Origin of the sequence: Enterococcus hulanensis (assembly GCF_005405485.1) — a bacterium.
Lineage (GTDB): Bacteria > Bacillota > Bacilli > Lactobacillales > Enterococcaceae > Enterococcus_A > Enterococcus_A hulanensis.
The window spans coordinates 93,899-113,820 of the sequence record NZ_BJED01000019.1 but is presented as its reverse complement, the minus strand read 5'-3'; the positions used below and the strand labels follow the sequence as shown (position 1 = coordinate 113,820).

The following is a 19,922-nucleotide window of genomic DNA, read 5'->3' as shown; positions in this document are numbered from 1 at the left end:
TTTTAGAAAAATAAAAACTGTGAAGCCACCACCTACCTAGGATTAGCGGTTACTTACACAGTTAATATTACACTCTCTAGAAAAGGGATAGATTAAACAAGACCGTTCCTGATTTGTTTAATCTATCTCTTTTTTATTTTAACTACAGCTTCCTCTTAATAAATGATTCGATTCTAATAGACCTCGATCAATCGGAGTAGTTTTTTATCTAACATTTTAGACACATTATGAACAATAATAAAAACTTTTGCAGCTTAAAAGATGTAGAAGTTTTAAAAGAGATTTTTTGATAATCTGATGTAGACTAAAGTCATGAAGGAGGAACCTAGGTTCTTCTTTTTTTTTGGATAAAATTAATCGAAAAAAGTAATAATAAACTATTTCTCCTTTTTTATTAAAAAAAAGAAAATTATTGGGCAAGGTACTTTCATTTTTAGCTATTTATTAGCAGGAGCAAATAGCTAAATTGCTTATAATTAACATAGGATAAAAAGAGCAAAATGGAAAACATTGGTTAGATATAAAGGCAGAAAGACAAAGAAACTGGGGGATCGAGATGAACAAATTGATGAACAGATTGAAAAAGAGGACTGAAAAACGTGTGCCGCGATTTGTTTTAAAGAAGATTAATAAACAATTGCTCAGCGTTGCTGGAAGTGTGTTGATTGTCTTAGGCAGCTACGCGATTGTACCAGTACAAGTATTGGCGACAGAAACAGCGACCGAAGCAGAAACCACGCAAGTACAACAAAGCAACACCGCTTTACCTACCGTAGCAAGCAGCGAGCTTAACTCAGAGACACAACCAACCACCACAACTGATGAAGAGATCACTGCCCAAGAGACACCGCCGAGTACAACCAATGACACACACCGAGCCTCAACAGAAACTGAGCAAAAACCCGCTAATGAGATAAAAAATCCAGAAGAAACGGAACAACAAGCCGACACAGCCAAAGCACAACCGCAAACTCAAACTGCGGATACTATTGAGAATGATTGGCAGTATATAAATCAAGGAACGTATGTAGAAATTACTGATTACAAAGGGAACTGGAGAAATATTACCGTTCCGGCAAAGATTGAGGATTTGCCAGTAAAAATTGATTTAGGGACTGTATTGCATACCCAACTGGTAAATAACAAACAAACAGAAGTTTTCAAGATCGAATCATCTGGTAAAGAGCAGAAACCTGTTGAATTGACAGGTTCGTTTAAAGAGTTGTTTGCTATACCTGATAGTTGGGGAGATTATAACAATAATGTTCTTACTACTGTGGATTTTGGAAACGCGGATTGTTCAGGCATCCAAGATATGAGCGGTATGTTTCGTGGATGTAAACAATTGGAAACACTGAGTATATCAGGTTGGAATACAAGCCAAGTGGAAGACATGAGTCATATGTTTGATGGTTGTAACCAGTTGCAAACGCTGGATATATCAAAGTGGAATACGAGCCGAGTGGAAGACATGAGCTATCTGTTTACGGATTGTAAACAATTGGAAACGCTGGATATATCCGATTGGGTTACGAGTAACGTCCAGAGTATGAAGAATATGTTTTACAATTGTATGCTGGAGCAACTATCTCTATCCAATTGGGATATGAGTAAGGTTGAGAACACGGAAAATATGTTTGGGGTTTGTAAACAACTACAGATGCTAGATATATCCGGTTGGAACATGAGCAGTATAAAAGAAATGTACCAGATGTTTTACAGATGTGAAAAGTTGACCACGCTAGATATATCAGGTTGGAATACGAGTCAAGTAAAGAATATGGAGAATGTGTTTGCAAGTTGTGATATGTTAGAAACGTTGAATTTATCAGGCTGGAATACAAATAAAGTAACGACAATGAACGGGATGCTTCATAATTGTTTAAAGCTTTCGACGCTAACGTTGTCATCGGATTTTAAATTTACGGGAAACCATATGTTACTTTCCCTTCCCAAAAATACTGAAACAACAACCCATCACTGGGTCAAAGATAACTACGCAGAAGTATATGATTTAACCAATGCTTTTACGGAAGCACACAATAAGTTGACTGGGCCAGCTACAGATCACGCATATACAATCCAGAAGAAATACAGGGTTTCTTTTGATGTAGACGATGGAATTGGCGATGCACCTGTTCCTCAATTTGTTTTTGAAAATAAAACGGCAGTCGACCCCAACTATACAGGGATTAAAATCGGGTGGGCCTTTGATTACTGGACGCTCAATAATCAACCGTTCTCTTTTGAGGATACGCTAATCACTGAACCTATCGAGTTGGTAGCGAGCTGGCGCAAGGCCAGATATACCATCCAATATGATGCTAATAAGGGTGATGGGAGTATGGCAGATCAAATGCTGACCGTTGATGAAGAGCAGTCATTATCCGAAAATCAATTTACTCGAATGGGGTATGATTTTGTTGGTTGGAACAAAGAGCCTGATGGCAGCGGAGACAGTTATTCAGATAAAGAAGTAGTCGAAAACTTATCTATGACAGAAGGTGCGCAGATAAAGCTTTATGCACAGTGGAATCCGATCACTTATACCGTCAATTTTGATAGTAATAACGGTTCACCCGTTTCACCAATGACTTACACGATCGAACAAGGAATCGACAAGTTTGATACGCCAACACGAACCGGCTATGATTTTGACGGCTGGTATGATGGGGAAGCTAAAGTATCGAAGATTGAAAAAGGCAAAACTGGCAACCGTACGTTAATTGCGAAATGGACACCAGTGACCTATAAAGTCACCTTCGACAGCGCCGGCGGCAATGCCATCGATCCAATGCCTTATACGATAGAAGAAACTATTTCAACGTTGCCAACGCCTACCCGAAAAGGTCACAAGTTTATGGGCTGGTTTGAAGGTGAAAATCAAGTGACGGAGATCCCAATTGGTGGGACGAGTGATCGTACGCTGACCGCGAAATGGGAGATCATTCCCTACACGATTCATTTTGAGGGCGATGTGCTAAGTCCGATCACGTATACGATTTCCGATCAATCGATTGCTTTACCAGACGGACCAGAACGAGCAGGCTATCGTTTCTTGGGCTGGTTGGTTTCTGAAGAGAAATTAAATCGCAGTGCACAAAGCAATAACGCCATCGTTCGCAGTTTGGCGGCAGGTACGATCGGGAACTTGAGACTATCGGCACAATATGAAGCGATCAAGTATACCGTGAACTTTGACAGTGCAAGTGGCAGCGCAATTGATCCGATTACATTCACCACTGAAAATTCTGTTACTAAATTACCAGAACCAGCACGGATCGGCTATCGTTTCCAAGGCTGGTATGATGGTGAAACGAAAGTGACCGAACTGCCGAAAGGAACGATCGGCGACAAAACCCTAACCGCTAAATGGGAAAAAATAAAAACAATAGAAGTCATTGAAAATATCCTAAAAGAAGAAAATCAAAAGAACCGCAAGGAACAGGATTATACTGAAGACAGTTGGAAAGTGTATCAAGAAGCCAAAAAAGCTGCCAAAGAATTACTGAAAGAAGTCAGTCCTGATCCACTCAAAGCCGAACAGGTACTGGCGAAGCTTCAATCTGCTATCCAAGGACTGACCTTGAAAAAAGCCGCTGTACCGACAGCACCTGTAGCGAAGATGACCAATATACCTACAAGTAAGAAGGTGTATCCAACATCGCAGGCAAAACAATATCCACGGATGAATATGGTCACAACCATTTGGCCAGGATTCATAGGAACAGGATTAGTTGCGGCGGTCATTGCTTTGATTAAGAAGAACAAGAAATAGGATGAGTTAGAGAAGAACTTGGGGCGTATGTCTCAGGTTCTTTTTTTATGCGCTAGGTATTATTAGTAATAGAAAAATGGAAATCCTGCGTCCTGTATCTTTTTAAACGTGTATTACCTTATTGACAAAATGTAATCAAGTGATTACTATTAGAATGTAACCACTTAGTTACATTTAGGAAGGGGTTAGCAACATGATAAAGAATCGTATTAAAGTATTACGGGCTGAACGGGACTGGACTCAAGCAGATTTAGCAAATTATGTGGGTATTTCTAGACAAGCGGTTATCTCAATCGAAAAGTATAAGTATACACCTTCTTTAGATTTAGCATTCTCGATCGCTAAAGCTTTTGGCGTTGATATTAATGAAGTTTTTAAACAGGAGGATGATGAAAAATGAGTAGATGGATTGCTCTTATAGGGTTATTGATTATGTTTATTTTTGTATTATTAAGTGATTCCTTTAGTAAGAGAAAAGAAGCCGAATACAAAAATGACGAACGCTGGCAGCAGATTAAGTTGAAGTCAAGCGGCATTGTATTAAAATTCTTTAACGTGATCGTAGGGATTAATTGTCTAGCCTTTCTCTTTGCGGCTTTATTTGCTGCCCCATCTGCTTCGATCTCTTTAGTAATGGTTTTTCGCTATGCCTTTTACATATTTGCGCTTCGTTATCCCTTTGAATACTTTGCTCTAAGATATTACGACAACAAACTATAATCTTCCTAGAAAAATAAAAATATGCGCGATCTTTAGAGTTAGTGCTTGATATCAAGCATGTATTCATGAAAGAGGAGGACTCCAAATGAAACAACCAGTACAGCTATTATTTATCGTATCTTTATTAATAGGCATTTTTTACAATGGCTATTATCGAGCTAGAAAGCAAACTCAATACAAAAATGACGAACGCTGGAATATGATCCAGGTAGAAGCTAGAAAAATCGGTTATTTGTATTTTGAAGCTTTGATCGTAGTTTTTTCTGTGATCATAGGCTATTTAGTATTTCGACCTTCAAGCTATCAAATTCCGCTACAAAAGGCTTGTTTCTATGGTTTCGGCATCATCATCATTGGACAATTGGTTGAACTAGTAGCGCTCAAGCATTTTGATAAAAATATGTGATACTAAGAGTTTCTAATTTATGACACGTAAAAGGCAAGTCTGATTTCAGACTTGCCTTTATGTGTAAACACAAGAGAGGTTTCGCTATTGATTTCCACAGGTAAAATTTTTCATCCATGCATATCATTTTCAACCATCACATTTTATTGATGGGCTACAAGTCGTTAAATCTCGCATTTAGAGCTTAAATTTTTCGCCATACATGACCCAATGAAGAGGTTGTTTCATTGTAAAATTTTCTTCTTTAAGGAATTTTCGTTGAGCAATTGTCCGACTTAAGTCTTCATGAACATCTTCTAAAGCCATCACTTTGTCGCGTGCATCTAAAAAACTAGTTAAGTACTCTGTTTCGTCGCCGCCTTCAGCAGGTGACTTTACTTTTTTCAACGCAGCCTTGCGAATGCCGTAGAAACATTCTTCATAAGGAACAGAACCGTCTCCAGGACCATGCATCACTATGGCATCATAATAGATGAATTGTCCTAAGACGGATAAACCGTCTTTTTTTGCTTGTTTTACCGCAGGATCAAAATATTGCTCATCGCGTATTTGGTTTTGCGCTTTTTGAAATTCTGGTTCTTTACTAGCCTTTTCCCAAGCAGAAGTAAAATCAGGATCTAGACCGCTATGAGAGTCAGAGCCATTTACTGTTTTTAGCGCAGGTAAATAAGCAGCTAACGGATTCTCAGGCTGGGTTTTCGTATATTTTTCTACTAAATCTAACATATCTCCCGTTCCTGAACAAAAACCAATAATTCCAGCGGTATAGCCTCGACCATCTTGAATATCCTCAATGTAATTGTATTGCGCCTTCCAATCAAGTGAAGAATTTTCCGCACTGGAAACCAGCGCCATTGCCTGTTCCTTTTTCTCAGGATCTTTTAGCGATACAGTAGATGTTTTTGCAGGTTTCTCGGCGGTTTGTTTTGTGCAACCCGTTATACCTAACGTGCTGCATAACAATAAGGTAAGGCAAATTTTTTTTAGCATGTTATTTCTTCCCTTCTTTTTTATCTAACTACTAATATAAAGAAAAAAAAGAAGATGTAAACGTTTTATAAGCATCTAGGCACGCGTTCCATTAATTGGCATTTGTGACAGAAAAAAAACAACTTGTACCATAGCTTTCTTTATTTGAAAACAGTATTTTCTAGTGGTGTTAACTTCGGCAGCGTTTCTTTGATAATTGGCAGAAAGTAAAAGAATCTAAGGATGTAGGAACAGTGGGGCGGTACAAACTGTTAATTTAATGCTTGTTTTACATAAAGATGATAGAAATGTGAGTACTATTATGCAAAATAAAAAGATGTTTTAAATATAGCAGTTGTGATAAACATAAATGATGATCGATTTCAACATTAGAAGACTACAATAAAATAACGTTAATCTTAATATTTTCGCATTCAAATATTCAAGAAATGCTTTCGATTATGCTGATAGTTTGTGTTTTAGCTATTTTGATAGTTTTTACAATTATGAATCTAATGATTGAAATCGGATTTATTTATACCTTGTTTGATGTAGTTGACTCTCAAGATTAGATTTCTCTAAGAAAAATTTAAAATAACGAATAATCAAGATATTTTACGATAAAATGTAAGCGATTACAAAATAAGGAGGTTTCTTATGAAATTCAGAAAAGGATGGTTATGTTTTGGCGCGCTGCTTATGTTAGGGAGTGTATTTTTTGGGTTGGCAAGTTCGACGGAGGCAAAAAGCAAAGTGCATGATTATTCGAAGGAAAAGACGGTCGAGCAATTGATTGGCCGCCATTGGGATGAGACAGAGATCAAGGAACAATATGAGAAGTTTTCGAAAAAGTTGACAGATGAAAAGAGTATTAAGGGCGAGATCGTCAGTGATATTTCAAAGGCGGATAAGAAGAAGATCACTGATTACTTTGACAAATTTGCTGGAAAAAAAGTGGAGTATGTTTACACGAAGTTCGATCAGTTTTATAAGGTGAAAGCTGACGATGACTACAATGATTTAAGAGCCATTTTGGAGTACAAATTCAAAGTGACGGAGAAGAAAAAGACGACGGAGTACAGCGTCTTATTGAAGATGGCACGTTTGGGTGATAAAGATGGTGTCAAATGGCAGATTTACGATATCTTATGGCAGGACACAGGCGTGGATGTTTCTGATATTGAGTTGACACAATTGGAAGCACCAAGTAAAGGTGAAGAAGTTTGTGTGATGGATACGGACGCGGGAGTCATTAAGATGCGTTTGTTCCCTGACCAAGCGCCTAAAGCTGTGAAAAATTGGATCGAGCTTTCCAAAGATGGTTTCTATGATGGTACGCCTTTTGCCCGTGTAATCAAAGACTTTGTGATTCAAGGCGGAGCGTTAGATGGTTCTGGTGATGAATCAAAATCAATCTATGACGGCTTTTATGAAGATGAGGTGGACAAAGGATTATACAACTTTGACGGCGCTCTTTGTTTAGGAAACAATGGGCCGCATACGAATGGAAATCAGTTCTACATTGTCCAAAATACTAAGATCGATGAAGAACAATTACCAATTCTTTCTCTTCCAGGAAATGTGGAAGAAAAATATAAAGAAATTGGCGGGCTGCCGGAATTAGACGGACGCTATACCGTTCTAGGGCAGGTTTATGAAGGAATGGATGTAGTTAAAAAAATCGCGGAACAAGAAACAGATGATGACGACGCACCAGTTTCAGACCCAGTAAAAATCAAGAAAATCACTTTTGAAAAAGTAGAGTAAAGTTAGAATACTGCGATCCTAGCTGTAGGGTCGCAGTATTTTTTTTTACGTTGTTGATCATTGTGTTCTGGAGCGACTGTGGTTAGTTCAGGCTCGCATCAATGAAAAGCGGTCTGAACTCGGATTGCTGAATGAGGCGATTTGCCATACAATTAGCTTGTAAGACAAACGAGGAGAAATGAGCACTTAGGGGATGCCCCAACACTACTTTTGTATAAAGGGATGATGTTTTTTGGTTACTAAAAATGAGATGATTGAAGCTATCGAGACGAGCTACAGGAGTTCGCCGGAGTATCTATTTAAAAAAAGCCCCGGTTTTTGTATTTTTCGTCATGAAAGAGGACGAAAATGGTTTTGTGCCGTAATGACGATTCCTCAAAATAAGTTATATGGAGAAAGTGAAGAAGAAATCGACGTGATCAATTTAAAGATCGATCCCAATTTAGGCGATATTCTTAAAACGAGTCCAGCGATTTATCCGGCGTACCATATGAATAAGCAGCATTGGATCACGGTTGATCTGTCCCAGATTGATCATTTTGAACAGGTGGCTGGTCTGATTGAAGACAGCTATCTGCTTACCGCCAAGTAGTGGAAAAAACAATTATGAGCAATTGCTAATAATTTTTCTCAATTTTATCTTAGTATCAAATAGGGGGATAGAAGAAAACCTTTTTACGCAGCCTAATAGTCTTTATTAGAAGTTATTGATACAGGTTGATGGCCGGTAGTCATTTTCGAATGATTACGCCTCAACTTTATTAAATAGGCTATTTTCGTGGAGGTCGTTTTATTCTTTTTTTATAGATTTCTTTTTATTTTAGAGTTATTTTTCAAAAAAAGAACTTGCGGTGTTGAAAACAAACTGGTAGTATTACTCAATAAGTGAAAGCGTTTACTTTTGAATGAAAATTACGAGAGAGTGTATTAAAATGCCGCCGAAGGAATAAGTATGGATGTTACAGAGCATTCATATGAAGATCTCAGGTAAAAGGATCGTAGTTGGACAAAACTCTGGAAAGTATAATTATACACCGAAGGGGCAATCATAGGAGATTATTGGCCTAATGAGAATCTCTCAGGTTAAATGACAGAGGATACCTGTACAAGGGACAGTTATCCTCTTTTTTGATGTGCGTAAAGGGAAACGCGAAGGTATATTTGTTACCTTTTTCACATGCAAATATATTATTTAAATAACTTGATTATAGTTATATTTGAAAGGACGCTTAATCGATCGAAAGGCTCAGGCAAGCGTTAAAAGAAAGAATATCGGACTGTTAAACGCGCCATGCTTTTGAACGTGTGGTTCGTTAAAACAGCCGTTAGCTATATAAATTTATGAGGGAGGGCAGGGTTACATCAATCATTAAAAAAGGAGATAGGATATGAAAGAAGGAAAACGCATTTTTTATGGCTGGTGGATTGTTGCGGGGTGTGTCGCAATCACGGCGACGATGGTCCCGTTGGTTATGTCCTTATCAGGAAAATATGCGCTGGCCGTGATTGACGAGCTGCAAATCAGTCGTAGTCAGTTTATGCTGGTAAACACCATCGTCCAATTGATCGGTATCTTTTTATCACCGATCGTATCGAAACGAATTGCCTCTGGTCAAATGAAAGTATTGCAAGTTGTCGGCGTTATTGGCTTTTGTATTAGTTATTTTACTTATTCGCTTGCTCAAGGAGCGGTCCATCTGTATATTTCCTCTATCTTTGTGGGGCTCTTTTATTGGGCATCTACGATAATCCCAATTACTTACATGATCACGATGTGGTTTAAAGAAAAACGCGGGTTAGCCATGAGTATAGCGATGGCCGGAATTGGTCTTGGCGGAACGATCTTTTCTCAAGTCATCACCATGTTTTTGAATAATTACGGCTGGCGCACAACCTATCAATTAATGGCGGGAATCGCGTTAGTGTGTTCATTGCCGATCGTTCTATTTGTTTTTAAGAGCTCTCCTGAAGAAAAAGGTCTGGTGGCTTTTGGCGCAAATGTTGCACCTGCGAATCAATCAGAAGGCGCGATTGAAGAAAGTAAAAATTCTTCCATCACGGTCAAGGCATCCTACAGCAAAGTGTTCTTCATATTAGCCATGATGGGGATGTTTTTAAACGGTCTGATCAATACAGGGGCGCTATCCAATTTCCCGGCGGCTATCCAAGAGATGCACGATCCAGCAACTTCGGCCAATATCATTTCTATTTATTCCTTTGTGGGGATTTTTGGGAAACTGATTTTGGGATGGGTAAATGACCGCTTCGGTGTGGTTGCCAGCAGTGTTTTCGGCTGCGGCTCATTTCTGTTGGCCTTTATTTTGATGTTGTTCGGTGATAGTTTAGGAATCATGTATTTGATGGCCTTTGCCTTTGGTCTGGGAACGCCAATCGGCACCGTTTCTCCGCCATTGATCACTGCCGGCGTTTTTGGACAAAAGAATTATCCCGAAGCGTACGGCTTAGTCAGCAGTGTAGGCACGATCGGGACGGCCTTAGGTTCTGTTTTTGTAGCTAGCATTTTGGATGCGTCTGGCTCATACCAGACCGCTTGGTTATTTATGATCGTCTTTACCGCATTAACCCTGTTCGGATGGGTCGGCTCTTATATCACTTCACGAAAATATTTTACTGGAAATGCAGAACTGTCAGAAACGGTTGATTAAGAAATTAATTTATAGAGCACTAGCAAAAAGGAGGAAATGAATTTGAATTTAAAAGAACAGCTATTTACGGAACTGCGTAAAAAAGAAGATCGAATGATCGAAATTCGCCGTTATTTGCATGAGCATCCGGAATTGTCTTTTTACGAGACAGAAACGGCAAAATATATCGTCGATTTTTATAAAAACAAAGATTTGGATGTGACGGTGGAAAGTCATATCAATGGAGAAAATGGCGTCATTGTGACGATTGATTCAGGAAAGCCAGGAAAAACATTAGCCATTCGCGCTGATTTTGATGCTTTACCAATCGAGGAAGCGACTGATTTGCCTTTTGCCTCTAAAAACGAAGGAGTTATGCATGCTTGCGGTCACGATGCGCATACTGCTTATATGCTGGTTTTGGCGGAAACATTAGCGGAGATGAAGGATCAGCTTCATGGAAAGATCAAGGTTTTCCATCAGCCGGCGGAGGAAACACCTCCCGGAGGCGCTATCGGAATGATCAAGGCAGGCTGTTTAGAAGGGGTAGACAACGTTGCCGGAATTCATGTAATGAGCAACTTTCCTTTCGGTAAAGTATTTTATCGCGAGGGTGAAGTCCAAACAGCACGTTCCTTCTTCAAGCTGACGATTAAAGGCAAGGGCGGTCACGGCTCTTCGCCTCATGAAGCCAATGATGCGATCGTTGCGGGAAGTTATTTTGTGACGATGCTTCAAACGGTGATCAGCCGTCGGATCAATCCTTTTGATATGGGTGTGGTGACGATCGGTTCCTTTGATGCAAAAGGACAGTTTAATATTATTAAGGACCAAGTCGTATTAGAAGGTGACGTCCGTTCCATGAGTGCGGAGGCGCGGAAAGTTATTGATGGAGAAATAAAGAAAGTCTGCGAAGGCGTCGAAGCAGCCTTTAGTGTGAAGTGTGAATTAGATTACACAACCGATTATCCGGTCTTGTATAATGATCCAGCATTCACTCGACAAGCAGCGGAAATCTTGAAAAATACGAAATTGGATCGCGTAGAATCAGTTGAGATCACCAAACCGATTCCGCCATCTGAAGATTTCTCTTATTTCGCTGAAAAAGTACCAAGCACCTTCATTTATGTCGGTGCCGAAGTGGAAGACAAAGCAGTCTATCCGCATCACCATCCTAAATTCGACATCAATGAAAAATCACTTTTGATCTGTGCCGAGGTCATGGGCAGTATCGTTGTCGATTATTTAAATGAAGAATAGTGAATTGAAGCCGCAGACAAGTGCATGTCTGCGGCTTTTTTTGTGAGCGATCTTCACCTAACCAAAGTGTCTTTTACTGATAATACAGCTGCTCGGATGGATAAGCTGCCGCTGAGGTAATATCGATTCCTAAGTTTCTAAAGGACTGTTCATTGGCTTTACTCAACATCACCGTCGAATGTGCCTGAGTGCCTTCAAGCTCGACCAGCTTCTCATAAGCGCACTGGGCTGTTGGATTCGTGACGGCACTAATGGCTAATGCAAGTAATACTTCACGAATATCTAGCATGTGATCTTTCATGTGCATCTCGTTTTTTTTCAAATTTTTGATTGTTTCTAAAATGATCGGCGATAATAAATGAATGTCGTCATCAATTTTAGCTAAAACCTTTATTGCATTTAAGATGACTGAAGCGGAAGCCTCCATCAATGAAGTTGTTCTGCCGGTGATAATTTTTTTGGAAGGAAGCTCCAAAGCAATCACGGCGGCCGATTCTTTTGACAAGGACTCTAATTTTTCGGAATATGCGTGAGCCGGAGTGACTACCGTCCGATCCTCTGGCTTCAAATCGATCTCTTCCATGATCAAATTGATTCTATTTACGGCTTCCTCATCAACCAGCCCTTTTTTGAAATCACACTCTGTCTGGAAAAATCGTCGAATGATTTCCTGACGGGAAGCTTCTTGAACGACTGCATCATTTACAATACCGGCTTTGACCTGATTCACGCCCATATCTGTTGGGGACTTATAAATCGATTCTTCGTCGGTGATTTTTTCAATGATCCGTTTGATTACTGGAAATGTTTGGACATCTCGATTGTAGTTGACCGCCATTTCTCCATAATAATCTAAATGGAAGGAATCGATCATGTTCACGTCTCCCAGATCGACGGTTGCTGCTTCATAAGCGATGTTCAATGGGTGCTTTAATGGAACATTCCAGACGGGGAAGGTCTCGAATTTTGAATATCCGGCTTTTTTCCCCAGTTTGCTCTCATGATAAAGCTGGTTTAAACAGGTGGCCAGCTTGCCGCTGCCTGCCCCTGGTGCGGTCACGATGACGATCGGCTTCTCTGTTTTGACATACTCATTTTTGCCGAAGCCTTCGTTGGAAACAATTTTATCTACATTTAAGGGATAATTTTCGATGGCTTCGTGTTTGTAGACTTTGATATTTTGGCGTTCCAGTTTGTTGATAAAGGCGTTTGTCGCCGGCTGATTGTTATAACGGGTAATGACCACACTATTAACCAGCAGATCATAGCCTCTTAATTCGTCAATTAAGCGTAAAACATCCATATCATAGGTGATGCCGTAATCGCCGCGGATTTTATTCCGTTCAATATCCCCAGCATACAAACAAATAAGGATCTCCGCTTGATCCTTGAGCTTTTGAAGCAGCTTCACTTTGACATCTTCCTGAAATCCCGGCAACACTCGTTTGGCATGCTTATCGTCGACCAATTTTCCGCCAAATTCCAGATAGAGTTTGTCATATTGATTTACTCGTTCCAAAATAAAGCGAGACTGCTCGATTAAGTATTTTTTTGAATCAAATCCTAGTTCCTTCATTTACTTCCTCCATAACATTGAGAGTGCGTTGCATTAAAAACAGACGTAATATTATAAGCCGTAACTAATCCATAATATTCTTTCATTAAATGCCTCATCCGTCAATGAAAAATCGCAGTGTTTTTTCTTTTTAAAGAAGCGTTCTGATTTGATAATTCCAGCCTGAAAAAAGAAGCGCATTTCACCATGAGCCAATATGTGTCTTTTCCTATTGGAAGTACGCTACAATGGAAGGGTATCAAATGATAGGAGGGATTTTTTATGAAGGTTATCGTTTTAGGATCTTCACACGGCGGCTATGAAGCAGTCGAAGAATTACTCCTTTCTCATCCCAATGCGGAAGTGCAATGGTACGAGAAAGGCGATTTTGTCTCATTTATGGGTTGAGGCACGCAAATGTATCTCGAAGGAGTCGTGAAAGACGTTAATTCAATTCGTTACATGACAGCCGAAGAGATGGAAAAACGCGGGGTTCGCGTTTTCACAAATACAGAAATTACCAAAGTAATGCCTGACCAACACGAAGTTGAAGTCTTGGATCATGTCAGCGGGCAGACTAGAACGGAAAGCTATGACAAATTGATTTTAAGCCCTGGGGCGAATCCATTTATCTTGCCTGTTCCGGGTCATGAGCTGGAAAATATCGAAACGATGCGCGGGCGTCAAGATACAATCGACCTTAAATTGCATTCAGTTGATCCAGACATCCAAAATGTTGTTGTAGTCGGCGGCGGCTATATCGGGATCGAAGCGGCCGAAGCTTTTGCGATGGTTGGAAAAAACGTGACGGTCGTGGATATTATCACTCGTCCATTAGGTGTTTACTTGGATCAAGATTTTACCGATATTTTAGAAAAAGAAATGACCGACAACGGTATGCATTTAGCGATGGAAGAAAAAGTCGTTGAATTTATCGGTGACGCTGGAAAAGTGACGAAAGTCGTGACAGATAAAGGCGAATACCCGGCTGAACTCGTTGTGATGTCAGCAGGTGTTAGACCGAATACCGCTTGGTTAAAAGACGCCGTGGAGATGCATCCAAATGGAATGATCAAAACGGACGAATATATGCGGACAAGTGCGGAAGATGTTTTCGCAGTCGGCGATGCTACCTTGATCAAATACAATCCGGGAAACACAGAAGTCAATATCGCGCTGGCAACAAATGCGCGTCGCCAAGGACGCTATGCGGCGAAAAACTTAGTCGAAGCAAACAATCCATTCCCAGGTGTACAAGGCTCATCTGCGCTGCGAGTCTTTGATTATAAATTTGCCTCAACTGGCTTGAACGATCAAATGGCAGACCGTTTGAAGATTGAGACGAAATCCGTGCTCTTGGATCAAGATACGTTAATGGACTTTATTCCAGCAGACAGAAAAGAACGAATGCTGTTCAAATTAGTCTATGATCCAGCTACACATGAGATTTTGGGCGGACAAATCATGTCGAAAGAAGATCTGACTGCTAATATCAATGCGATCTCGATCGCCATCCAAACAAAATTCACCATCGAACAGCTCGCTTACGCGGACTTCTTCTTCCAGCCAGAATTTGACACGCCGTGGAACTTGCTTAATATGGCGGGGTTAAAAGCATTGGAACAAGAAAAATAGAACAAATGATTACGCCGGAGGGAAGATTCCTCCGGTTTTTTTATGCAACATCCAGCCTTTGCAAGCAAGATAAATTGACAAAATCATCGCCCGATAGTTTAATAGTTTAAAAACATGAACGGATAATAATTTCGGCAGACTTTTTGCTGTTAAAGTCCTGCTTAATCATGTTGCGGAAATTATAGATGAGGGATGAAGGTTATGAAAAAGGTATTGATTGTTGAAACAAATGTCACGCGCTATCAAGGAACGAAGGACCCGACCGGTTTGTGGCTGGGTGAAGCGGCAGAGTTTGTTGATGAAATGCAAAAAAATGGCGTAGCGGTAGATTTCGTTAGTCCAAAGGGCGGATTTGTTCCCCTTGATCCGCGAAGCATGAAATATACGGATGAATCGATCATGCGGATTTACGAAAGTCAGGATTTTATTGATCGTGGATTGAAAAATACGCTGTGTCCTGATCAAATCGATCCGAACGACTATGCGGCGATCTATTACACAGGCGGTCATGGCGTGATGTGGGATTTTCCAGATAATCCAGAACTTCAGAAGTTGGCATTAACCATTTATAACAATGGCGGCTACATCAGCTCGGTCTGTCATGGAATCGCAGGACTGTTCAATATTAAGAATGAACAAGGCGAGTATCTGATCGCGGGTAAGAATATTACGGGCTTCACGACGGCTGAAGAGATCCTTGCCAGCAAGAAATCGGTCGTGCCCTTTCTAAATCATGAGGTGGCGGAAGCTCGCGGAGCCAAATTCTCGAAGAAACGCTTTTATAGCGAATATGCGATAAAAGATGGTCGACTGTTAACCGGACAAAACCCTTTTTCTGTACGTGCCGTAGCAAAATTATTACTAAATGAAATCAAATAAAAGGGTCCCGATAAAGCATAAACTTTGTCGGGACCCTTTATTTAGCTATTTTTCAGAATCATCGGTCATTTGCAGGATGATTTTTCCTTTGGCCCGACCGGATTGTGAATAGGTGAGGGCTTCTTCGATATCGGCAAAGGGCACGACGCGATCAATTATCGGTTTGATCACGCCGGTTTCGATCAACTGACCTAGTAGGGACAGCTGCGGACCGCTTGGCTTCATGAAAAGAAAGGTGTAGGAGGCACCTGTTTGCTTCTCCAATTTAGTAATCTTCCGAGTCACAAAGCGAAAGCCTAACTTTTTCCATAAAGGCACTCCGTATTCTTGCCCGAAGCGATAGTTGGGTAATCCAGAGATGCTGACGACTTTTCCGCCCGGTTTCACAATGCTGAAGGCATCCTCCAGCGCTTTTCTGCCCCGCGTATCAAAGACATAATCATAATCGGCAAGGATTTCTGTAAAATTAGTCGTTCGGTAATCAATCGGGTAGTCGGCGCCTAATGATTGGACCAGTTCAAAATTTTTCGCTGAGGTAGTGGTCGCTACATATGCGCCTAGGTGCTTAGAGATTTGGATGGCGATCGTTCCAATCCCGCCAGAACCGCCTTGAATCAGGACCTTTTGTCCCGGCTGGATATTCATGATGTCATGCAAAGCCTGATAACTAGTGAGTCCAACCAGCGGAATCGCGGCCGCTTCCTCAAAAGTAGTATTCTTCGGTTTTAGAGCGATATCGCCTGTATCAACGGCGATATATTCCGCAAAGGTGCCGATCCGGTTCTTCTGAACACGGCCATAAACAGCATCGCCGATAGCAAAATCATTAACCTGTTCACCAACCTCAACGATGATCCCGGCAAAATCACTCCCCAGAATCAGCGGCATATCATATTTCAGCAGCATTTTAAGTCCGCCGTCCTTTGTTTTTAGATCGATAGGATTGATGCTGGCCGCGACGATCTTGACCAAAACATCATTTGGCCGAACTTTTGGGAGCGCCACAGCCTTTATTTCTGGCATTGGTTGTTTATAAGAATCAATTACGGCAGCTTTCATTGTATTATTCATCTTTATTCCTCCAGCGTTTGAGTTTAAGCGTTTAACCTTTTAAACGCTTACGGATTAGAGTTTAGTTTATTGGTTTAAAAATGTCAACGGATGTTTCTTGACAATTTTTCCGATCTAGCGTTTAATAGTTTGAAATCATAAACATAAGGGCAACATGAAGGGGATCAGGACCAATGGCAGAACAAACATTAGATATTTTTAAAGAGAGTATCCCGATTTTCACGATGCTGCAGGATGAGAAGCGGCAGCAGATTCTGGTGATGCTTTGTAAAAATGGCCAAATGACGGTCAATCAGATCACAGACTCGATGTCATTATCACGCCCAGCAATATCGCATCATTTAAAGCTAATGTTAGGCGCGGGAATTTTGGCGGTGACTCAGATCGGCACCGAGCGATATTATCAAGCCAATATGGGGAATACACTGGATCTGTTGAAAAGACTGACGGCATCATTAGAAGCAGATGTTGAAAAGAAAGCTGGGGAGTAGGCATCAGCTTCATGGATAAACTAAAAAACCTTTTAGCGGTCGAAACAACGAATCGCTAAAAGGTTTTTGTGGTTCAATCATATAACTCCGCAATCTCACGGACTTTGCGCTGCATCTCCTCGCGTACATGCGGCGGCGCTAAGCACTCGCATTTATTGCCAAAGCTGAAAAGAATATTGTAGTGATAGTCATTTTCGATAAAAGGAAAACGAACGAGGTAATGGTCTTCGTCCTCTGGCGTAAAATGTTCAAAGGCACAATAATCAAGCACCTGATCCATGACCGAGCGATGAATTCGCAGTGTGATCTCGGTCTGCAGCGTGGTCAGGATATCCGAAAATTCCAGCTGCGGCTTTTGAAATGCGCGCGGCGTAAAGTCTTCGTCTTGTAGCTTCAGTCGAGACATACGAGCCAGCTTGAATAGGCGAAAGTCACTTCTTTGCTGGCAATAGGCTTGCACATACCAATGATTTCCCTTTAGGACAAGCTGATAAGGCTCGACGATTCGCGCGGTTTTATTGCCGCGGTGGCTGACATAATCAAAGGCAAGCAGCTTGTTTTCCTGCAAAGCGGTTTTGATAAGCTCTAAAAAAGGCTGGATGTTTTGATTGCCCATCCAAGGAGTCAGCTCGATATGGATTTGGTTCATTTTTACATCAATATCTTTGGCTTGGTCGGCGGGGATAAAACTTTTGACCTTCGCAAGGGCATTGACTAGCTCATCGCCCCGCATCACATTTGAAAGACTGGAAAGCCCCATCAAGAGGGTGGAAATCTCAGTCGTCGAAAAAACCTTTTTATCAAGCTTGTAGTTCTCCATGATCTCAAAACCGCCGCCCACGCCAGAGGTTGAGCGGATCGGGATTCCTGCCATACTGATCGAATCAATGTCGCGATAGATCGTACGGGGAGAAACTTCGAACATCTCTGCTAATTCCTGTGCCCCGATTCGTTTTTTATCCAGAAGTACCATAATGATGCTGACAAGCCGATCAACCTTCATCAAAAAACCGCCTTTACTAAAAGATCTTTTTTTAATTGTAGATTGTTGCCATACAGCTGTCAACAATTGCTAGGTATACTATAAACAAATCAACCAATCTTTTACAACGAAAATGGAGGAAAACAATGAATACTATTTATGTTTATGTACTTGATACTTTAGCTGACTGGGAATTAGGATATGTGACAGCGGAGCTGAATTCTGGCCGCTTTTTCAAAAAGGATGGACCGTCGGTGACGCTGAAAACGGTCAGTTCTTCTAAAGAGCCGATCAAAACCATGGGCGGGATGACGATCGTACCTGATTGCTTGATTGCTGACATGGTGGCAGATGAAAAAAGTATGCTGCTGTTGCCAGGGGCAGATACATGGAATGATCCAAAACATACTGCGATCCTAGAAAAAGCCAGCGAGTTTCTTAATACAGGCGCGACAGTGGGCGCAATTTGCGGCGCTACGACTGCCCTTGCCAGTTATGGGCTGTTGGATAATCGTCCCCATACCAGTAATGGAGCAGGCTTTCTTGAAATGTTTGCACCCAATTATCAAGGTCAGCAATTTTACGTAGACCAGCCAGCAGTAGCAGACGGCAATCTTATTACTGCCAGTCCCACAGGCGCTTTGGAGTGGGCTAAACAAATTATCGAACGCGCAGATGTGTTTCAAACGGACACCTTAAACGCGTGGTATGACTATTTCAATACTGGCAAGCCGGAATACTTCTATGCGTTGATGCAAACTTTGCCGGTTAATGAGGAAGCAAACTAGTTGGATAAAACAAAATAGCATATAAAGGACAGCGTGATTTCACGTTGTTCTTTTATTTTGGTGATTTTTAATTAACTTATTCTTTTTTTAGCGCTGTAAATATGATTAAAAGTTATTTTTTATATTGACTTTGCTGTTTCGCAACCTTAATCTGTTATTAAGTAACATCGGTTATAAAAAAGGTTTTGTAACCATTGCTTCAATGTTGGTCAAAATAAACGTGTTAGGGGATTAATGAATGAAAAAGTGGATTATTTTTACGGTAATGGCAGTTATGTTAGCAGGGTGCGGTTCTGGCGGCACAAAAGAAACGAGCAAGTCAGAAAAAGGTACAGCATCAGCCTCTTCAACAGAACAAACGACTTCCGCGCCAGAAGTTTCTTCTTCTGAAAAGAAGATTGAATTGAAGGAGGTCGATTTTGATGTCGAAGGAACGCCTTACAAGATGAAAGTGATAGACAGTTGGGAGATCATACCAGATGAAGAATTGTCTTTTAATGCAGAAGATGAGGATAAGGTACAAGGCTTGATGATCTATGGGTTCAAAAAAACAGATTTTGAGAGTTTAGCGGCGTTCAAAGATTTGATAAAAAACCAGTTTGTCTCAACCGAAGAGATTGAAATAAAGGAAGAAACTGTAAGTGAAACAGCTTATAAAACGGCACATTACGAGGGCTATCTGTATAATTTTACCGGTACCTATGAGGGCGCAAATGTACAAATGAACTTTTATTTTCTGGAGACAGAATCAGACTATGCGCTTGTAAATCTGATAGCATTTCCTTCATTTTATGATAAAAACGGGGACCTTGTTACAGAGATGCTGAACTCTTTTGTGGCGGAGTGAAGCGGCGGACTGGTTTTATTGTATTAGCGATAATGGTGAACGAAAAAGCAGATCGAGAGCTGGTCTGCTTTTTAGACGTTTGCTGAAGAACTAATGATTGTAAAGAATAAAATTTCCATTTTTTTAGCG

The 19,922-nt window shown here is 40.7% G+C and carries 17 protein-coding genes and 2 riboswitches; of the genes, 13 read left to right on the top strand and 4 right to left on the bottom strand.

Annotated elements, in window-relative coordinates:
• The first annotated feature begins 556 nt into the window (after positions 1-556).
• The 4 genes from FFR60_RS18600 to FFR60_RS18585 all read left to right on the top strand — a co-directional run bounded on the left by FFR60_RS18600 (position 557) and on the right by FFR60_RS18585 (position 4,904).
• Positions 557-3,778: an InlB B-repeat-containing protein gene (locus FFR60_RS18600; protein WP_137665307.1), complete on the top strand. Its 3,222-nt coding sequence runs from the start codon at positions 557-559 to the stop codon at positions 3,776-3,778.
• Positions 3,779-3,971: 193 nt separating this feature from the next.
• Positions 3,972-4,178, top strand: coding sequence for a helix-turn-helix transcriptional regulator (locus tag FFR60_RS18595; RefSeq protein WP_137665306.1), 207 nt, complete (start codon positions 3,972-3,974; stop codon positions 4,176-4,178).
• Complete coding sequence (locus tag FFR60_RS18590) at positions 4,175-4,498, top strand: hypothetical protein (protein ID WP_137665305.1); 324 nt, start codon at positions 4,175-4,177, stop codon at positions 4,496-4,498. The genes FFR60_RS18595 and FFR60_RS18590 overlap by 4 nt, the downstream gene beginning before the upstream one ends.
• Before the next feature lie 85 nt (positions 4,499-4,583).
• Positions 4,584-4,904 carry a hypothetical protein gene (locus tag FFR60_RS18585; protein WP_137665304.1) on the top strand — a complete coding sequence of 107 codons (321 nt, stop codon included), beginning with the start codon at positions 4,584-4,586 and terminating at the stop codon, positions 4,902-4,904.
• 177 nt (positions 4,905-5,081) lie between these two features.
• On the opposite strand, the gene FFR60_RS18580 is transcribed toward FFR60_RS18585, so the two are convergent.
• Positions 5,082-5,894 carry a chitosanase gene (locus tag FFR60_RS18580; RefSeq protein ID WP_137665303.1) on the bottom strand — a complete coding sequence of 271 codons (813 nt, stop codon included), beginning with the start codon at positions 5,892-5,894 and terminating at the stop codon, positions 5,082-5,084.
• Between the two features lie 636 nt (positions 5,895-6,530).
• Here FFR60_RS18580 and FFR60_RS18575 point away from each other — a divergent pair.
• From FFR60_RS18575 to FFR60_RS18560, 4 genes are all read left to right on the top strand, one after another.
• Positions 6,531-7,640, top strand: a complete 1,110-nt coding sequence (locus FFR60_RS18575) for a peptidylprolyl isomerase (RefSeq protein WP_137665302.1) — start codon at positions 6,531-6,533, stop codon at positions 7,638-7,640.
• A gap of 232 nt (positions 7,641-7,872) precedes the next feature.
• Positions 7,873-8,232 carry an MmcQ/YjbR family DNA-binding protein gene (locus FFR60_RS18570; protein ID WP_137665301.1) on the top strand — a complete coding sequence of 120 codons (360 nt, stop codon included), beginning with the start codon at positions 7,873-7,875 and terminating at the stop codon, positions 8,230-8,232.
• Positions 8,233-8,545: 313 nt separating this feature from the next.
• Positions 8,546-8,649, top strand: a riboswitch (glycine riboswitch).
• A gap of 3 nt (positions 8,650-8,652) precedes the next feature.
• A riboswitch (glycine riboswitch) is annotated at positions 8,653-8,736 on the top strand.
• Between the two features lie 292 nt (positions 8,737-9,028).
• Entirely contained in the window at positions 9,029-10,306 is a 1,278-nt protein-coding gene (locus FFR60_RS18565) for an MFS transporter (protein ID WP_137665300.1), read from the top strand.
• A 36-nt stretch (positions 10,307-10,342) separates the two neighbouring features.
• Positions 10,343-11,545: a M20 family metallopeptidase gene (locus tag FFR60_RS18560; RefSeq protein WP_137665299.1), complete on the top strand. Its 1,203-nt coding sequence runs from the start codon at positions 10,343-10,345 to the stop codon at positions 11,543-11,545.
• 73 nt (positions 11,546-11,618) lie between these two features.
• On the opposite strand, the gene FFR60_RS18555 is transcribed toward FFR60_RS18560, so the two are convergent.
• Positions 11,619-13,121, bottom strand: coding sequence for a DUF1846 domain-containing protein (locus FFR60_RS18555; RefSeq protein WP_137665298.1), 1,503 nt, complete (start codon positions 13,119-13,121; stop codon positions 11,619-11,621).
• Positions 13,122-13,382: 261 nt separating this feature from the next.
• Between FFR60_RS18555 and FFR60_RS18545 the strand changes: the two genes are divergently transcribed.
• Both FFR60_RS18545 and FFR60_RS18540 read left to right on the top strand, forming a co-directional pair.
• The gene (locus FFR60_RS18545; RefSeq protein ID WP_249355041.1) at positions 13,383-14,735 is read left to right on the top strand and encodes an FAD-dependent oxidoreductase; all 1,353 of its coding nucleotides are present in this window, start codon (positions 13,383-13,385) and stop codon (positions 14,733-14,735) included.
• Positions 14,736-14,936: 201 nt separating this feature from the next.
• A complete protein-coding gene (locus FFR60_RS18540) occupies positions 14,937-15,614 on the top strand; it encodes a type 1 glutamine amidotransferase domain-containing protein (RefSeq protein WP_137665296.1) in 678 nt (225 codons plus the stop codon).
• Positions 15,615-15,659: 45 nt separating this feature from the next.
• On the opposite strand, the gene FFR60_RS18535 is transcribed toward FFR60_RS18540, so the two are convergent.
• Complete coding sequence (locus tag FFR60_RS18535; protein ID WP_171004976.1) at positions 15,660-16,673, bottom strand: NADP-dependent oxidoreductase; 1,014 nt, start codon at positions 16,671-16,673, stop codon at positions 15,660-15,662.
• Positions 16,674-16,858: 185 nt separating this feature from the next.
• On the opposite strand from FFR60_RS18535, the gene FFR60_RS18530 reads away from it, so the two are divergent.
• On the top strand, positions 16,859-17,176 hold the full coding sequence (locus tag FFR60_RS18530; RefSeq protein ID WP_088935696.1) for an ArsR/SmtB family transcription factor: 318 nt from the start codon (positions 16,859-16,861) through the stop codon (positions 17,174-17,176).
• 73 nt (positions 17,177-17,249) lie between these two features.
• Here FFR60_RS18530 and FFR60_RS18525 read toward each other — a convergent pair whose 3' ends face one another.
• Entirely contained in the window at positions 17,250-18,179 is a 930-nt protein-coding gene (locus FFR60_RS18525) for a helix-turn-helix transcriptional regulator (RefSeq protein WP_137665294.1), read from the bottom strand.
• 125 nt (positions 18,180-18,304) lie between these two features.
• Here FFR60_RS18525 and FFR60_RS18520 point away from each other — a divergent pair, with 125 nt between their 5' ends.
• Together FFR60_RS18520 and FFR60_RS18515 are read left to right on the top strand one after the other, a co-directional pair.
• Positions 18,305-18,946: a type 1 glutamine amidotransferase family protein gene (locus FFR60_RS18520; protein WP_137665293.1), complete on the top strand. Its 642-nt coding sequence runs from the start codon at positions 18,305-18,307 to the stop codon at positions 18,944-18,946.
• Between the two features lie 238 nt (positions 18,947-19,184).
• Positions 19,185-19,793, top strand: a complete 609-nt coding sequence (locus FFR60_RS18515; protein WP_137665292.1) for a hypothetical protein — start codon at positions 19,185-19,187, stop codon at positions 19,791-19,793.
• Positions 19,794-19,922: the final 129 nt, after the last annotated feature.

Bases quoted from the DNA above. Each gene is read 5' to 3' on its own strand.
- FFR60_RS18565 (WP_137665300.1), top strand. From the start codon at position 9,029: ATGAAAGAAGGAAAACGCATTTTTTATGGCTGGTGGATTGTTGCGGGG.
- FFR60_RS18515 (WP_137665292.1), top strand. From the start codon at position 19,185: ATGAAAAAGTGGATTATTTTTACGGTAATGGCAGTTATGTTAGCAGGG.
- FFR60_RS18540 (WP_137665296.1), top strand. From the start codon at position 14,937: ATGAAAAAGGTATTGATTGTTGAAACAAATGTCACGCGCTATCAAGGA.
- FFR60_RS18575 (WP_137665302.1), top strand. From the start codon at position 6,531: ATGAAATTCAGAAAAGGATGGTTATGTTTTGGCGCGCTGCTTATGTTA.
- FFR60_RS18590 (WP_137665305.1), top strand. From the start codon at position 4,175: ATGAGTAGATGGATTGCTCTTATAGGGTTATTGATTATGTTTATTTTT.
- FFR60_RS18585 (WP_137665304.1), top strand. From the start codon at position 4,584: ATGAAACAACCAGTACAGCTATTATTTATCGTATCTTTATTAATAGGC.
- FFR60_RS18555 (WP_137665298.1), bottom strand. From the start codon at position 13,121: ATGAAGGAACTAGGATTTGATTCAAAAAAATACTTAATCGAGCAGTCT.
- FFR60_RS18580 (WP_137665303.1), bottom strand. From the start codon at position 5,894: ATGCTAAAAAAAATTTGCCTTACCTTATTGTTATGCAGCACGTTAGGT.
- FFR60_RS18530 (WP_088935696.1), top strand. From the start codon at position 16,859: ATGGCAGAACAAACATTAGATATTTTTAAAGAGAGTATCCCGATTTTC.
- FFR60_RS18535 (WP_171004976.1), bottom strand. From the start codon at position 16,673: ATGAAAGCTGCCGTAATTGATTCTTATAAACAACCAATGCCAGAAATA.
- FFR60_RS18525 (WP_137665294.1), bottom strand. From the start codon at position 18,179: ATGAAGGTTGATCGGCTTGTCAGCATCATTATGGTACTTCTGGATAAA.
- FFR60_RS18595 (WP_137665306.1), top strand. From the start codon at position 3,972: ATGATAAAGAATCGTATTAAAGTATTACGGGCTGAACGGGACTGGACT.
- FFR60_RS18560 (WP_137665299.1), top strand. From the start codon at position 10,343: ATGAATTTGAATTTAAAAGAACAGCTATTTACGGAACTGCGTAAAAAA.
- FFR60_RS18600 (WP_137665307.1), top strand. From the start codon at position 557: ATGAACAAATTGATGAACAGATTGAAAAAGAGGACTGAAAAACGTGTG.
- FFR60_RS18520 (WP_137665293.1), top strand. From the start codon at position 18,305: ATGAATACTATTTATGTTTATGTACTTGATACTTTAGCTGACTGGGAA.